The organism is Rhizobacter sp., assembly GCF_031412495.1.
In the GTDB taxonomy this organism is placed as follows: Bacteria; Pseudomonadota; Gammaproteobacteria; order Burkholderiales; family Burkholderiaceae_C; genus Schlegelella_A.
Window position 1 is genome coordinate 1 of sequence record NZ_JANODC010000411.1, and the last position, 13,615, is coordinate 13,615.

A 13,615-nucleotide genomic window follows, 5' to 3' on the forward strand; every position below is an offset into this window, starting at 1 on the left:
GCCGACCTGCACCCCGACAAGGCCTTGTGGCCGCGCGACCGGCGCCAGCGCGCGCGGGCGCGCAGCCTCTGCGCCGAGATGCATTCCGGCTTCGCCGAGCTGCGCGGCACGTTCGGGATGAACGTCGAGGCGTCGCTGCCCGAAGTCGGGGCGCGGATGCTGGCCGAAAAGCCCGGTGCGGCCCGTGACCTGGCGCGCATCGACGCCATGTGGAGCGATGCGCTCGAAGCGAGCGGCGGCCCGTTCCTGTTCGGTGCCTTCAGCATCGCCGATGCCTTCTTCGCGCCGGTGTGCTCGCGTGTGAAGACCTTCGCCCTGCCGCTGTCGGCGCGCTCGGCGGCCTATGCGCGACACATGCAGGCGCTGCCTGCATTCGCCGAATGGACCGCCGATGCCCTGGCCGAGCACGACTTCGTGTCCGAGGACGAGCCGTACCGCAGCCGACCATAAAAAAGCGGGCCGAAGCCCGCTTTCAAATCTCTGTCCCGCGCTGCCGGGTTGCGTCGGGCCTTCAGGCTTTCTTGCGGCGGCGCGACATGAAGCCGACGGCACCCAGGCCCGCCAGCATCAGCGCATAGGTCTCCGGCTCCGGGATGGCGGCCGTGATCGACTCGACCTTGACGGCCATGTCGTTGTAGTCCCAATCGGTGCCGTCCTCGTAGGCCAGGAGCCAGTTCGTGCTCGCGCCTTGCTGGAAGGCGATCACCCGGTCCGTCCGGTTGCCCGTGTTCAGCTGGTCGAGCGAGAAGTAGGTCGGGTTGTTGTTCCCCACCGCGTTCGGCCGAAAGTAGAAGCCGAACGAGTTCGGGTTCACCAGGGCATTGACGAAATTGCCGCAGTTGACCTTCACGCCGCAAGCCGTGATGTCGGAGCTGCCCACCTGCAAGGTGTTGCCGACGAAGGAGATCGCCGCGGTGGTCAGCGCGGTGGCGCCGCCCAGCATCAGGTCATAGGTGATGACGTTGCTGGTGTCCGTGCCGAACCAGATGCCGAAGCGCTGGTTGGCCGAGTTCGCCGTCCACTCGGCGACGAGCGTCGGGATGGTCGAGGCAGCGTTGGGCGTGGTCGAGGCGAACATGCCGGCCGAGCTCTGCATCGTGTTGACGTCGATGCCGGGCCCGAACAGGTTGTTGACGATGGTCTGAAGGCTCTGTTCACTGCCCGGGGTCGCGCCGATCACCGATTGGGTGCTCGTGTTCTGGACGAAATGGACCGCGAATGCCGGCACGCAGGCCGAGAGGCCGAGCATTGCGACGACGAGTTTTAGTTTCATTGAATGGCTCCGTTGGTGGACCGCTGGGAACGACCTCTTTCGCGGCTGGACGGAATCTAGGTTTCGGGCCTTGCGCAAGGCACCCCGCGAGCAGGGGCCACTGCCGACGAACGGTCGTCCTCCTGACAAGCGGTAACGATTCGGGCCCGTTCTAGACTCTTTCCATGATCCGTTACCTCGTTGGCGGTGCCGTTCGCGACGCGCTACTCGGCCGGCCGCAGGGCGACCGCGACTGGGTCCTGGTCGGCGCCACGGTCGACGAGCTGCTCGCCGCCGGCTACAAGCCCGTCGGCGCCGACTTCCCCGTCTTCCTGGATCCGCAGACGCACGAGGAGCACGCGCTGGCACGGACCGAGCGCAAGACCGGCCCCGGCTATCGCGGCTTCCAGTTCAACGCCGATCCGGGCGTGACGCTCGAGGAAGACCTGCTCCGGCGCGACCTCACCATCAACGCCATTGCGCAGGACGAGAGCGGCACGATCGTCGACCCGTTCGGCGGCCGGGGCGACCTGCAGGCAAAGGTCCTGCGCCACGTCTCGTCCGCATTCGCCGAAGACCCGGTGCGCATCCTGCGCCTGGCGCGCTTCGCGGCCCGCTTCGCCGACTTCACCGTCGCGCCCGAGACCGAGGCGCTGATGCGGGCGATGGTCGAGGCCGGCGAGGTCGATGCGCTGGTGCCCGAGCGCGTCTGGCGCGAAGTCTCGCGCGGCCTGATGGAGACGCGGCCGTCGCGGATGTTCGAGGTGCTGCGCGGCTGCGGCGCCCTGGCGCGCGTGCTGCCGGAGGTCGACCGCCTGTTCGGCGTGCCGCAGCGCGCCGAGTACCACCCGGAGGTCGACACCGGCGTGCACCTGATGATGGTGCTCGACATGGCGGCGCGACTCGGCGCCAGCCTGCCGGTGCGCTACGCCTGCCTCGGCCACGACCTCGGCAAGGGCACGACCCCCGCCGAGGTGCTGCCGAAGCACATCGGCCACGAGGAGCGGAGCGTGCGCCTGGTCCGCCGCATGAGCGAGCGGCTGCGCGTCGACAACGCCTGCCGGGCCCTCGCCGAGGTCGTCGCTCGCGAGCACGGGAACGTGCATCGCAGCGGCGAGTTCGGCGCCGCGGCCATCGTCCGCCTGCTCGAGCGCTGCGACGCGCTGCGCCGCCCCGACCGCTTCGCCGAACTCCTGCTCGCCTGCGAGTGCGACGCGCGCGGCCGGCTCGGGCTCGAGGAGAGGGACTATGCGCCGCGGCCGCTGCTGACCCGCGCCCTCGCTGCCGTGCAGTCGGTCGACACCACGCGCATCGCCGGGGAAGCCACCGAGCGCGGGCTGGCCGGGGCGGCCATCGGCGCCGCCATCCAGGCTGCGCGGATCGAGGCCGTGCGCCAGCAGATGGCGTCTACAGGAAGTGGCTGATCGCCAGGCCGATCAGCCCGATGAGCACGCTGCTGGCGAACGGAACGAACCAGGTGCGGCCGGCGAAGCGGAAGCGGAAGTCGCCCGGCAAGCGGCCGAAGCCGAGCTTTTCGAGCCAGGGGCTGAACGCGGCGAAGATCAGCAGCGCCAGGAAGACGATGAGGAGCCAGCGGATCATCGCGCGGGCGGGGTGGCGGTCGAGGGCATGGGGCTGCGCGGCTAGAGCCGGTCGCGGCGGTCGCCGTGCGCGAACCCGATCGGCGCAAAGCCCTCGAGGCCCTTCGCAAACGCCAGCACCTTGAACAGTTCGCCCATCTCGTGCTCGTTGAGGAGCTTCATCGCATCGGCCCGCACGCGCAGGTCGGCAGACTCCAGCAGTTCGCCGATGCCGCAGTCGATCAGGAAGTTCGCCTGCGAGGCATAGCCGACGACGTCGAGGCCGGCATCCTGGCCGGCGAGCGCCAGCGCGGTGAAGTCGAGGTGCGAGGTGATGTCCTTGAGGCCGACATCGACCAGCGGGTCGGTGTCGGCGCGGTGCGCGCGATGGCACATGAGCGTGCCCTGCTCGCGTTGCGGGTGGTAGTACTCGGCCTCCGGAAAGCCGTAGTCGATGAAGAACGCGGCGCCGCGCTCGAGCCGGTCGGCGAGCGTGGCGACGAAGGCGGTGGCGTGCGGCTGCAGCTCGGTCGTCATGCCGTCCGGGTAGGGCCCCGGCAGCGGCGGCCGCTTGTCGCTGTCGCGGTCGGCCCAGGCGAAGCCGACCGACGTCGCGCCGGAGCGGACCACGCCGCGCTCGCGCCAGACCCCGTTCTCGAAGCGGATCAGGTCGACCGGCATCGCATCGAGCACCTCGTTGCCGACCACGACGCCCTGCATGCGCTCCGGCAGCGCCTCGACCCAGCGAACGCGCCCGGCGCTGGCCGCGGTGGCCTGCCGCTGACGCTCGCGCAACGCGGCCGAGACCTCGACGATCGAGTAGCGACGGAGGCGATTGCCGAGCGTGGCGATCAGCTCGGCCGCCAGCGCGCCCGAGCCGGCCCCGAACTCCCACACCTCGTCGCTGCCGCTGGCCTCGAGCGCCTGGGCGACCTGACGCGCGAGGGCCCGGCCGAACAAGGGAGACAGCTCGGGCGCGGTGACGAAGTCGCTGCCGGAGCCGGGCATCCTGCCGACGATGCGGCGCCCGCTGACGTAGTAACCGAGGCCCGGGGCGTAAAGGGCCATCGCCATGAAGCGGCTGAAGGGGATCCAGCCGCCGGCTCGGTCGATCGCCGTGCCCACGAGTCGGGCCAGGGCCGCCGATACACTGCTGTCGTCCTGGCTGTCGCGCACCTTCGCATTGTAGAAATCGTGTCCACGTCCGTCGTTGCACCGGGCATCGAAGCTCCGTCATCGCGAGTCCGCGGTCCGGCGCGCCCATCCGTGGAGACCGTCAAGCTCGGCAAGCGGCTGCATCGCCAGCTCGGCCGGGCCATCGCCGAGTTTTCGATGATCGAGGCCGGCGACCGCGTCATGGTCTGCGTTTCAGGCGGCAAGGACAGCTACACCCTGCTCGACCTCCTCATCGAGCTGCGCACCCGCAGCCCGGTGCCGTTCGACCTCGTCGCCGTCAACCTCGACCAGAAGCAGCCCGGCTTTCCTGCGGACGTGCTGCCCGCCTACCTGGCCGGCCGCGGCGTCGAGTTCCGGATCGTGGAGCAGGACACCTATTCGGTCGTCAAGCGACTCGTGCCCGAGGGCCGGACGATGTGCAGCCTGTGCTCGCGCCTGCGCCGCGGCGCGCTCTATCGCATCGCCGGCGAGCTCGGCGCGACCAAGATCGCGCTCGGCCACCACCGAGACGACATGGTCCAGACGCTGTTCATGAACATGTTCTTCGGCGGCCGGCTCAAGGGCATGCCGCCCAGGCTGGTCAGCGACGACGGCAGGCACGTGGTGATCCGGCCGCTGGCCTACGTCGCCGAGAGCGACCTGGCGCGGTGGGCGGCGCTGCGCGGCTTCCCGATCATCCCCTGCAACTTGTGCGGCAGCCAGACCAACCTGCAGCGCGTGCGCGTCCGCTCGATGCTGCGCGAGTGGGAGCGGGAGTATCCCGGCCGCATCGACCGGATCTTCGACGCGATGGGCCGCGTCGTGCCGTCGCACCTGATGGACCGCCAGCTGTTCGCCTTCGACGCGCTCCGACCCACCGGGCACCCCGACCCCGGCGGCGACCGCGCCTTCGACGACGACGACGAGGTCGATGTCGACGCCGGCGCCTGCGCCACGGAACGACGCACCGGGTCGATGCCGGTGCGGGGCCCCCGCCCCGCTCCGGCACCGGGCTTGCCGGAGCAGGAGTCGCCATGATCACCAGGACCCTCGCCTGCCTCGGCCTCGCCCTCGCGCTCACCGGCTGCGCTTCGCTGAACCGGATCGACAGCGACGTGTCGACCTTCAGCCGGTGGCCGACCGGTCGGGCCCCGGCGACCTATGCCTTCGAGCGTCTGCCTTCGCAGCAGGCGCGGCCGCAGGAAGCACAGCTGCTGGAAGACGCCGCCCGCCAGGCCATCGAGAAGGCCGGTTTCGTTCCCGCCCCGGAGGGTCGCGCCCCCGACGTGAGCATTCAGCTCGGCGCGCGCATCGCCGAGGCTGACCGCTCGCCCTTCGACGACCCGTTCTGGTACCCCGGCTACGGGACCTGGCACCGCCCGTACGGCCGTTTCGGCCGGCCGTTCTGGGCCCCGGGATGGCGCGGCGGCCCGTGGGGCCCTCATTACCCCGCCCTGCCCCGCTACGAGCGCGAGGTGGCGGTCCTGATCCGCGACAAGCGGACCGGCGAGCCGCTCTACGAAGCGCGGGCCGAGAGCGAGGGCATGACGATCGCGGTGGCGCAGGTGCTGCCGGCGATGTTTGCGGCGGCGATGCAGGACTTCCCTCGCGGCGGCCCGACGAACCCGCGCCGCGTCAGCATCGAGGCGTTGCCGAGGCCCTAGACCCGGCGCTGCGCCTTGGCCCGAACGGGGCGGCGGCGCCCTGGATGGCCTCGTCCTAACCGCCTGCGCAAGCTCAGCTGGACGCGTCGGCGGCAAGGGTCCGGAAGTCGCTTTCGTAATTCCTCAGTTTCTTCACTGCCGCGCGCCGCTGCTCGGGCGTGGTGGCGTTGTGCAGGGCGCTCGCGTAGGCGCAGTTGTGCGCCAGGACGCGTTCCGCGTAGCCGCGATAGGCCTCGCGCGGCGAGCGCCGGAAGGACTGCACCCAGGTCCGCATCTCCGCCTCTGCCTGGGCCTGGTCGGCACGCGCCACGGTGAGACGGCGGAGCACCTGCAGCAAGTCCTGCTGGCGCTGCCGCCGTTCGGCGAACGCCATCTCCGCGTCGTACGGCGAGCTGGCGACACTGCGGGCGACGAACTCGCGCTGGGCGGCATCCAGGCCGCCGTAGAAGGATTCGGCGCGCTCGATCTCCCGCTGCAGGACGGCCCGGCGCCGTTTCGCCGGATCACGCTGCAGGTGCTCGTCGCGGAATTCGTCGTTGGTCCTGGCGTTGCGCTTCTCGATGGCCGCGATCTGCACCGGCGCGAGGGTGAGCGCCACCTCGGCCGCGACCGGGATCGCCCGCTCGACCGCCGTGTCGACCCGGGTCCGGGCCTCCCGCCACCAGGCGCACATGCGTTCGGGCGTCGCGTCCTCGACCAGCTCGAGCTGGGCCCGGGCCAGCAGGTCGGCGTAATCGGGCAGCTGCGTCCGCCGGTGCCAGGCGAACCAGTCGCCGAGGGCGGTGCGCACGCGCAGCGACTGGGCGTCGTCGAGCTCGACGTAGCGATCGACCCAGAGAAAGGCGAAGCCGCTGCCCTGGCCGTAGCCGATCTTCATCATGCTGCAGCCGGCCGGCAGGCTCAGGCCCAGCAGCAGCGCCGCGATAATCGACGAGCGGCGCGAGGGCCGAGGCAAGGTGAATGGCGGCATGGCGTTGAACATCGTGATCATGGCGGCAGGCAAGGGCACAAGGATGAGGTCGAGCCGGCCGAAGGTCCTGCACACCCTCGCCGGTCGTCACTTATTGCAGCACGTCCTCGATGCCGCCGCCAAGCTGGGGGCGACACGGACGATCGTCGTCACCGGCCACGGCGCCGAGGCGGTCGAGCAGGCCGTGCGCGGCGACGGGCTCGCCTTCGTCCGCCAGGAGCCGCAGCTCGGCACCGGCCACGCCGTGCAGCAGGCCGCGCCGCTGCTCGACGATGGCGGCACGACCCTGATCCTCAACGGCGACGTGCCGCTGATCGAAGCCGGCACCCTGCGCGCGCTGGTCGACGCCGTCGAAGGCCGGCACCTGGCCCTGCTCACGGTGCGCGTTCCCGACCCGCACGGCTACGGCCGGATCGTCCGCGCCGGCGGGACCGGCGCGATCGTGGGCATCGTCGAGCAGAAGGACGCCGGCGCAGAGCAGCTCGCCGTCGACGAGATCTATACCGGCGTCATGGCCGCGCCGACGCCGGCCCTGCGACGCTGGCTGGGCGCCCTGCGCAACGACAACGCCGCCGGCGAGTACTACCTCACCGACGTCGTCGGCCTGGCCGTCGCCGAAGGCACGCGGGTGGTCGACCGCCAGGCGGCGAGCGAGACCGAGGTCCTCGGCGTCAACAGCCCGGCCCAGCTCGCCGACCTCGAGCGCCGCTTCCAGCGCGCCGGCGCCGAGCGCCTGCTCGCTGCCGGCGTGCGCCTGGCCGACCCGGCCCGCATCGACATTCGCGGCGAGCTCGTCTGCGGCAGCGACGTCGAGATCGACGTCGGCTGCATCTTCGAAGGCCGGGTCGACCTCGGCGACGGCGCCCGCATCGGCGCCTACTGCGTCGTGCGCAACGCCTCGGTCGGCGCCGGCGCGTCGCTGCGGCCCTACACCCACGTCGACGGCGAGGGGCTCGGCGCCAGCATCGGCGCGGGCGCGCTGGTCGGCCCCTTCGCCCGGTTGCGCGGCGGCGCCCGGCTCGGCGCCGACGTGCACATCGGCAACTTCGTCGAGGTGAAGAACGCGACGCTGGCGGCCGGAGCCAAGGCGAACCACCTGGCCTACATCGGCGACGCGAGCCTCGGCGAGCGCGTCAACTTCGGCGCCGGCAGCATCACCGCGAACTACGACGGCGCCGCCAAGCACCACACGACGATCGGCGCCGACGCGCACATCGGCAGCAACTGCGTGCTCGTCGCGCCGGTCGAGGTCGGCGCCGGCGCGACCATCGGTGCCGGCTCGACGATCGCCCGCAACGCACCGGCCGGCCAGCTCACGGTGGCGCGGCAGCGGCAGGCCACGCTAGCCGGCTGGAAGCGGCCGGTGAAGGCCAAGCCCTGACGGTCGGACGCGAACCCCGGGGCGCGCGGTAGGCGCTCAGGTCGCTTCTTCGACGCTGCGCACCGCCAGGCACAGGTCCGACCAGGCCTTCGCCTTCTCGGCCGGGTGGCGGAGCAGGAAGGCCGGCGCGAAGGTCACGATCACCGGCACGCCGGCGCGCGCCTCGCGCCGCCCGCGCAAGGCGCCGAGCGGCTCGTCGGTGTCGAGCACGGCCTGCGCCGCGCCGCGGCCGAGGGCGAGGATGCAGGCGGGCCGGACGACGGCCTGCGCCGCATCGAGCCACGCGGCGGAGGCGACCGACGCGCCGGGCGCGCCCGCCGGTACCGGCAGCGCGGCGAGCGCGGCGCGCCCGGCCCGGGCCGGTGCCGAGCGCGACACGCCGATCGCCGCCAGCATGTTGTCGAGCAGCCGCTCCTGGTCGGCGGCGCTCGCATCGGCGGCGAGGAACGGATCGGCGACGACCAGCCACTCGGCGTCGACGAGCGCGGCGACCGGCCCGGTCGAGAGCGGCGCTGCCGGGCTCGAGCGGGCGGGCGCGGCGGCCGGTGCGCCGGCACGCTCCGGCGCACCGGATGCCGGGCCCGGATCGAGCGCCTCGGTCACCTCGCCCGCGTCGTCGCCGGACGCCATCCCGGCAACGGCCGGCGCCTCGCGCCACGAGAAGACGATGCCCATCTCGCGCAGCATCGCGCGCTGGCGCTCAGTCCAGCGCATGGCCGTCGTTCCACGTGCGCAGGTCGAGGGTCATGACGATCGCGTCCTCGCGCGTTCCCGCCGGCGCCGGGTAGTAACCGCGGCGCATGCCGGCCGCGGCGAAGCCGAGCCGGCGATACACCTCCCGCGCCGTCAGGTTGCTCTCGCGCACCTCCAGCCACAGCCGGTCGGCGGAGCGTTGGCGGCAGGCGGCGACGAGCTGGTCGAACAGCCGCCGCGCGTGGCCGCGCCGCCGCCATGCCGGCGCCACGGTGATGTTGAGGAGATGCATCTCGTCGGCGCCGAACATGGCGACGCAGTAGCCGACGAGGTCGCCCTCGACCCGGTTCAGCGTCCACGCGGTGTAGCCGGAAGCGAGCGAATCGAGGAAGTTGCCGCGCGTCCACGGGAACGGATAGACCGCCTCCTCGAGCGCCATGACGCCGTCCAGCGTCGCCACAGTCATCGGCCGCATGACGTCGGTGGCAAGCTCGGTGCGGGCGTTCATGAAGCGGGGAAAGGACCGCCGATCAGGCGCGCGCGGCACGGACCGCGTCGCGCTCGAGCGTCGTCTGCGCGACCTTGTCGCGGACGTAGAGCGGCAAGGCCTCGGCCGCGTCGACCGCTGCCCCCGCGGCCCAGGCGCGCTCGGCAAGCGCGAGCAGCGCCACCGCGCCCGGGCGCGCGTCCGGCGACAAGGTCGCGGCGAAGGTCGGCAGGCGCGCGCCGAAGACGCGCAACGCATCGCCGGCGATGGCGTCCGGCGGCTGCTCCTGCCAGCGCCGCCCGAGCGCCTCGCAGTCGGTGAGCAGGCTCGCGGTGGCGGTCCGCCAGCGGCCGTCGGCGTACTCGTACTCGGCGGCATAGATCTGCGCCATGCGCGCATCGATCGCCGACCAGACTCGGAACGCGGCGGCACTCGCCCGCGCCTCCTCGGCGACGATGAGCAGGCTGTCGATCGGCAGGACCGGCTTGCCGGCACCGAAGGCGAGCCCCTGAGCCACCGAGCACGCGGTGCGCAGGCCGGTGAAGGCGCCGGGCCCGCGCCCGAAGGCGATCGCATCGAGATCGGCGAGCCCGAGGCCCGCCTCGTCGAGCAGGCCGAGGATCGCCGGCAGCAGCGCGGCCGACGCCTTCGCGCCGCCCTCGCCCTCGTGCGACCAGACCCGCTCGCCGGGGCCCTTGACGGCGATCGTCAGCCGCTCGGTGGCGGTGTCGAAGGCGATCAGCGCGGCCATGCTGCTGCGGCTGATGTGGCTGTCGAAGAAGACCGCATCGAACGAGTTTAGCGGCGCGATCCGGGCCCGACCTGCGTGCGATCATTCTGCGATGCGGCTTCCCGTTCTCGCTTCGTTCGCCCGCCTCCGGCCTGCCTCGGCCGACCTCCACCGACCCCTGGCCGGGCTCGCCGTCGCTGCCGTTCTGGCGGCGTCGGCCGTGGCAGCATCCGCCCAGCCGCTCCTTCGCGGCGGCGCCGAGGCGCGCGCCTTGCCGCCGTCGGTCGACGCCGCCCTGACGCGTGCCGGCGTGCCGCGCGAGGCGATGGTGGCCTGGGTGCAGGAGGTCGCGTCGCCTCGGCCGCGCCTGGCCTGGCAGGGCGACAAGCCGGTCAACCCTGCCTCGCTGATGAAGCTGGTCACGACCTTCGCCGGCCTGGAGCTGCTCGGCCCGGCGTTCAGCTGGTCGACGCCGGTGTGGCTGCAAGGGCCGATCGAGAACGGCATGCTGCAGGGCAATCTCGTCATCAAGGGCAACGGCGATCCGAAGCTGGTGCTCGAGCGGCTGTGGCTGCTGCTGCGGCGCGTTCAGCAGGCCGGGGTGCGCGAGATTCGCGGCGACATCGTCATGGACCGCTCCGCCTTCGCCAGCGCCGAAGCCAACCCGGCCGACTTCGACGGCGAGCCGCTGCGGCCCTACAACGCCGGCGCCGACGCCCTGCTGCTGAACTACCGCGCCGTGCTGATCACGATCGCGCCCGATCCGGGGCGCGGCGTCGCCGTCGTCGCCGTCGACCCGCCGCTCGCCGGCGTGCGCGCCGACACGACCGTGCCGCTGACACCGGGGCCCTGCGAGGACTGGCGCGCCGCCCTCAAGAGCGACTTCGCCGATCCGTCGCGGCTGCGCCTGGCCGGCAGCTTCGCGACCTCGTGCGGCGAGAAGGTCTGGCCGATCGCCTACGTCGATCCTCGCAGCTACAACGAGCGCGTCCTGGCCGGGATGTGGCAGGAGCTCGGCGGGCGCCTGACCGGAACCGTGCGCGAAGGCGCCGCGCCGGCGTCGGCACCGACCTTCGAGCTGCGCTCGCCGGTGCTGGCCGAGGTGGTGCGCGACATCAACAAGCTCAGCAACAACGTGCTGGCGCAGCAGCTGTTCCTGACCTTGGCGGCGACGCAGCGCGGCGCCGGCACTCCCGAGGCAGCGCGCGAGCTGCTCCAAGCCTGGCTGCGCGGCCGCGTCGGCGGCGGCGCACGGGACGCGGTGATCGTCAACGGCTCCGGGCTGTCGCGCGAGTCGCGCCTGACGGCGGCCCTGCTCGGGCGCCTGCTGCACGTGGCCTGGGCCAGCCCCGTCATGCCCGAGCTGATGAGCTCGCTTCCGGTCGCCGGCATCGACGGCACGATGCGGCGAGCGAAGGGTGCCCCCGGCCGGGCCCACTTGAAGACCGGGTCGCTGCGCGACGTCGTCGGCGTCGCTGGCTACGTGCTCGGCGATTCGGGCCGGCGCTACGTCGTGGTCGGCATCGTCAACCACCCGAATCCGAACGCTGCCCGGCCGGCCCTGGAAGCGCTCACCGAATGGGCCGCCGCCGACAACGCGGCCGCCCTTGCCGAGCCGACCACGCCCTGAGGCTCCGCCCGCGAACCGGGTGCCCGGGCGCCGTCAGAACGGGTTGTTCTCGGCGCGCAGGGTGGCCAGCTGGCCGAACTGGTTCTGGCCGCCGGCGCTCAGGTTGAAGTCGTCGGCCCACAGGAAGGTATTGGGGCCGGCGCCGTTGATCAGCGTCAGGTTGCTGCAGTCGAGGCTCGACGGCGGCGTGAGGTTCGACTTGCTGGGGTCGCAGGCGGCGGTGTTGGCGTTGGTGAAGCCGTTGATGCCCCTGAACTTGCCCACCGTCGAGACCAGCTCGTCGAGGAGGACGAGGCCGACGCGGCGGCCGTCGTTCACGACGGTCGCCCGGATCTTGGCGTTGAGGCGGTTGGCCAGCCGCGTCAGGAGCGCGGCCCGATCGGTGTCGCTGTTGGCCGCCTTCTGCTTGGCGGCGAAGGGCGTGACCCCGGTGTCCGGGATCGTGGCCAGGATCACCTTCACGCCGGCGTCCGCGAGTCGGTTGACCTGCTCGCCGACCAGCGTCCCGGCTGCCTCGGCCGACGCCATCAGCTGCGATTCGCTGACCGTGGGGTACTGCGCGTACAGGGCGAGAACGTCGTTCTGGCCGATCATCACCGTCGCCATGTCGCCGCTGCGAAATGCGCTCTCGGCGATCTGGGCGTCGATCTGTGCCGGCAGGTCGGCGGCGCGCGCGCCGACACCCGCGCGAATGCGGCTCGACGGCGCCGCCACGGCCGAGCTGCCGTGGTTGCACTGCGGAAAGACCAGGTTGTAGAGCCTGGCGACGCTCTGGATCCACAGCGCATTGGACCTGCATTCGAGCGTGGGGTCGGAGTCCGAGGTGGTCTGGTTGACGGTGTACTTGCGCCCGTTGCCGTCGTTGTTCACGTCGACGATCAGACTCATCTCGTCGCCGAAGGCGATCACCCGGCTGGCGCGAAAGGCCGACACCTGTTCGCCGCCGCCGCACGAAGCGAGCAGCGTCGCCGCGGCCAGCAGGCCGGCGCCGACGACACGCCGGCAGCCATCAATCATCGTCACGGTCATCGAGAGGAACTCCAGGGATTCGGGGAAGGGATCAGGGTGCAGCGGCGCGGCGGAGCCGGTCGCGGACGCCCTCCCAGGCGGGGTCGGGTGGCGGCTCCTCGACCCAGATCAGATGCACGCCTTGCCGGTCCAGTTCACGCAGGACGGAGAACAATTCGTGCGCCGCCTGTTCCGGCCGCGCCGGCATGCGCCGGTGCACGACACCGGTGGCCACGCCCGACGGCACCGACCGGGAATATACCGCCAGCTTCAGCGGCTCCGAGCCGAGCACCTGCAGGGCCGCCTGCAGCATCGGCGTCGACATCAGGCGCAGCTTCGCCTGGGGTGCGTAGTGCGACTCGAGAGTGCCCGGGGCGCGCGGCGAGCCGGCGTCGGGCGCCGCCAGGGCCAGCCCGGCCGCCGCTTCGATCCGCTCCGTCGTGAGCACGCCCGGGCGCAACAGCGCCGGCCACTCGCCCGAGCAGTCGACGATGGCCGACTCGATGCCGATGCGGGCAGCGCCGCCGTCGAGGACGAGCAGGTCCGCGCCGAACTCGTCCTCCACATGCGCGGCCGTGGTCGGGCTGACGCGGCCGAAGCGGTTCGCGCTCGGTGCGGCGATGCCGGCCACGCCGGCGGCGCGCGCCGCGACGAGCAGGGCGTGCGCGACCGGATGCGCCGGGCAGCGCAGGCCGAGCGTCGGCTGCCCCGCCGCCGCGGCTTCGGCGATGCCCGAGGCACGCGGCACGATCACCGTCAGCGGCCCGGGCCAGAAGGCCTCGATCAGGCGCTCGGCGACCGCCGGCATCGAGGCCGCGAAGGGGTCGGCGGCGGCGCGGTCGGGCACGTGGACGATGAGGGGGTGCCCGGCCGGCCGGCCCTTGAGGGCGAAGATCCGGGCGACCGCGGCGTCGTCGTCGGCGCGCGCGCCGAGGCCGTAGACGGTCTCGGTCGGGAAGGCGACCAGCTCCCCGGCGAGGAGCCGGGCCACGGCCTCGTCGATGGCGGCGGCGTCGGGGCCGTCGCGGCGCACGTCCGCCGCCGCCCGGGCCGGGCAGGGCCAGC

Annotated in this window: 15 protein-coding genes; 6 read left to right on the plus strand and 9 right to left on the minus strand. The window is 72.4% G+C overall.

Annotation, left to right across the window (positions count from 1 at the left end; all coding sequences use genetic code 11):
• The coding region (locus AC30N0_RS15130) for a glutathione S-transferase C-terminal domain-containing protein (protein ID WP_489518731.1) at nucleotides 1-450 on the plus strand (450 nt) is incomplete at its 5' end.
• Nucleotides 451-511: 61 nt separating this feature from the next.
• Here AC30N0_RS15130 and AC30N0_RS15135 read toward each other — a convergent pair.
• Nucleotides 512-1,273 carry a PEP-CTERM sorting domain-containing protein gene (locus AC30N0_RS15135; protein WP_489518732.1) on the minus strand — a complete coding sequence of 254 codons (762 nt, stop codon included), beginning with the start codon at nucleotides 1,271-1,273 and terminating at the stop codon, nucleotides 512-514.
• 164 nt (nucleotides 1,274-1,437) lie between these two features.
• On the opposite strand from AC30N0_RS15135, the gene AC30N0_RS15140 reads away from it, so the two are divergent.
• A complete protein-coding gene (locus AC30N0_RS15140) occupies nucleotides 1,438-2,676 on the plus strand; it encodes a multifunctional CCA addition/repair protein (RefSeq protein ID WP_489518733.1) in 1,239 nt (412 codons plus the stop codon).
• Here AC30N0_RS15140 and AC30N0_RS15145 read toward each other — a convergent pair.
• Entirely contained in the window at nucleotides 2,660-2,854 is a 195-nt protein-coding gene (locus AC30N0_RS15145; RefSeq protein ID WP_489518734.1) for a DUF2905 domain-containing protein, read from the minus strand. The two genes, AC30N0_RS15140 and AC30N0_RS15145, sit on opposite strands and share 17 nt — an antisense overlap.
• A 41-nt stretch (nucleotides 2,855-2,895) precedes the next feature.
• Nucleotides 2,896-4,008 carry a class I SAM-dependent methyltransferase gene (locus tag AC30N0_RS15150; protein WP_489518735.1) on the minus strand — a complete coding sequence of 371 codons (1,113 nt, stop codon included), beginning with the start codon at nucleotides 4,006-4,008 and terminating at the stop codon, nucleotides 2,896-2,898.
• Nucleotides 4,009-4,053: 45 nt separating this feature from the next.
• On the opposite strand from AC30N0_RS15150, the gene ttcA reads away from it, so the two are divergent.
• Entirely contained in the window at nucleotides 4,054-5,025 is a 972-nt protein-coding gene (ttcA, locus tag AC30N0_RS15155; protein ID WP_489518744.1) for a tRNA 2-thiocytidine(32) synthetase TtcA, read from the plus strand.
• Complete coding sequence (locus tag AC30N0_RS15160) at nucleotides 5,022-5,651, plus strand: DUF4136 domain-containing protein (RefSeq protein WP_489518736.1); 630 nt, start codon at nucleotides 5,022-5,024, stop codon at nucleotides 5,649-5,651. Before ttcA ends, AC30N0_RS15160 begins: the two co-directional genes overlap by 4 nt.
• 73 nt (nucleotides 5,652-5,724) lie before the next feature.
• On the opposite strand, the gene AC30N0_RS15165 is transcribed toward AC30N0_RS15160, so the two are convergent.
• Nucleotides 5,725-6,642, minus strand: a complete 918-nt coding sequence (locus tag AC30N0_RS15165; RefSeq protein WP_489518737.1) for a DUF6279 family lipoprotein — start codon at nucleotides 6,640-6,642, stop codon at nucleotides 5,725-5,727.
• Between AC30N0_RS15165 and glmU the strand changes: the two genes are divergently transcribed.
• Entirely contained in the window at nucleotides 6,620-8,002 is a 1,383-nt protein-coding gene (gene glmU, locus AC30N0_RS15170; RefSeq protein WP_489518738.1) for a bifunctional UDP-N-acetylglucosamine diphosphorylase/glucosamine-1-phosphate N-acetyltransferase GlmU, read from the plus strand. The genes AC30N0_RS15165 and glmU overlap by 23 nt on opposite strands.
• A gap of 36 nt (nucleotides 8,003-8,038) precedes the next feature.
• Here the strand turns inward: glmU and AC30N0_RS15175 are convergent, their stop codons facing one another.
• The 3 genes from AC30N0_RS15175 to tsaB are packed head-to-tail and all read right to left on the minus strand — an operon-like array spanning nucleotide 8,039 to nucleotide 9,933.
• Nucleotides 8,039-8,716, minus strand: coding sequence for a uracil-DNA glycosylase family protein (locus AC30N0_RS15175; protein WP_489518739.1), 678 nt, complete (start codon nucleotides 8,714-8,716; stop codon nucleotides 8,039-8,041).
• Nucleotides 8,703-9,203, minus strand: a complete 501-nt coding sequence (gene rimI / locus AC30N0_RS15180; protein ID WP_489518740.1) for a ribosomal protein S18-alanine N-acetyltransferase — start codon at nucleotides 9,201-9,203, stop codon at nucleotides 8,703-8,705. The genes AC30N0_RS15175 and rimI overlap by 14 nt, the downstream gene beginning before the upstream one ends.
• A gap of 22 nt (nucleotides 9,204-9,225) precedes the next feature.
• The gene (gene tsaB / locus AC30N0_RS15185; RefSeq protein ID WP_489518741.1) at nucleotides 9,226-9,933 is read right to left on the minus strand and encodes a tRNA (adenosine(37)-N6)-threonylcarbamoyltransferase complex dimerization subunit type 1 TsaB; all 708 of its coding nucleotides are present in this window, start codon (nucleotides 9,931-9,933) and stop codon (nucleotides 9,226-9,228) included.
• Between the two features lie 91 nt (nucleotides 9,934-10,024).
• Here tsaB and dacB point away from each other — a divergent pair, with 91 nt between their 5' ends.
• Complete coding sequence (gene dacB / locus AC30N0_RS15190; RefSeq protein ID WP_489518742.1) at nucleotides 10,025-11,542, plus strand: D-alanyl-D-alanine carboxypeptidase/D-alanyl-D-alanine endopeptidase; 1,518 nt, start codon at nucleotides 10,025-10,027, stop codon at nucleotides 11,540-11,542.
• A 33-nt stretch (nucleotides 11,543-11,575) separates the two neighbouring features.
• On the opposite strand, the gene AC30N0_RS15195 is transcribed toward dacB, so the two are convergent.
• Together AC30N0_RS15195 and AC30N0_RS15200 are read right to left on the minus strand one after the other, a co-directional pair.
• Nucleotides 11,576-12,571 carry an SGNH/GDSL hydrolase family protein gene (locus AC30N0_RS15195; RefSeq protein WP_489518743.1) on the minus strand — a complete coding sequence of 332 codons (996 nt, stop codon included), beginning with the start codon at nucleotides 12,569-12,571 and terminating at the stop codon, nucleotides 11,576-11,578.
• A 31-nt stretch (nucleotides 12,572-12,602) separates the two neighbouring features.
• Nucleotides 12,603-13,583 (minus strand): L-threonylcarbamoyladenylate synthase, encoded by a 981-nt coding sequence (locus AC30N0_RS15200; protein ID WP_489518745.1) that lies wholly within the window; start codon nucleotides 13,581-13,583, stop codon nucleotides 12,603-12,605.
• Nucleotides 13,584-13,615: the final 32 nt, after the last annotated feature.

What these genes read in the sequence shown, in the direction of transcription:
- tsaB (WP_489518741.1), bottom strand. Translation starts at nt 9,933, where the DNA reads ATGGCCGCGCTGATCGCCTTCGACACCGCCACCGAGCGGCTGACGATC.
- AC30N0_RS15165 (WP_489518737.1), bottom strand. Translation starts at nt 6,642, where the DNA reads ATGATCACGATGTTCAACGCCATGCCGCCATTCACCTTGCCTCGGCCC.
- AC30N0_RS15140 (WP_489518733.1), top strand. Translation starts at nt 1,438, where the DNA reads ATGATCCGTTACCTCGTTGGCGGTGCCGTTCGCGACGCGCTACTCGGC.
- glmU (WP_489518738.1), top strand. Translation starts at nt 6,620, where the DNA reads ATGGCGTTGAACATCGTGATCATGGCGGCAGGCAAGGGCACAAGGATG.
- AC30N0_RS15160 (WP_489518736.1), top strand. Translation starts at nt 5,022, where the DNA reads ATGATCACCAGGACCCTCGCCTGCCTCGGCCTCGCCCTCGCGCTCACC.
- dacB (WP_489518742.1), top strand. Translation starts at nt 10,025, where the DNA reads ATGCGGCTTCCCGTTCTCGCTTCGTTCGCCCGCCTCCGGCCTGCCTCG.
- rimI (WP_489518740.1), bottom strand. Translation starts at nt 9,203, where the DNA reads ATGAACGCCCGCACCGAGCTTGCCACCGACGTCATGCGGCCGATGACT.
- AC30N0_RS15145 (WP_489518734.1), bottom strand. Translation starts at nt 2,854, where the DNA reads ATGATCCGCTGGCTCCTCATCGTCTTCCTGGCGCTGCTGATCTTCGCC.
- AC30N0_RS15135 (WP_489518732.1), bottom strand. Translation starts at nt 1,273, where the DNA reads ATGAAACTAAAACTCGTCGTCGCAATGCTCGGCCTCTCGGCCTGCGTG.
- AC30N0_RS15175 (WP_489518739.1), bottom strand. Translation starts at nt 8,716, where the DNA reads ATGCGCTGGACTGAGCGCCAGCGCGCGATGCTGCGCGAGATGGGCATC.
- AC30N0_RS15195 (WP_489518743.1), bottom strand. Translation starts at nt 12,571, where the DNA reads ATGACCGTGACGATGATTGATGGCTGCCGGCGTGTCGTCGGCGCCGGC.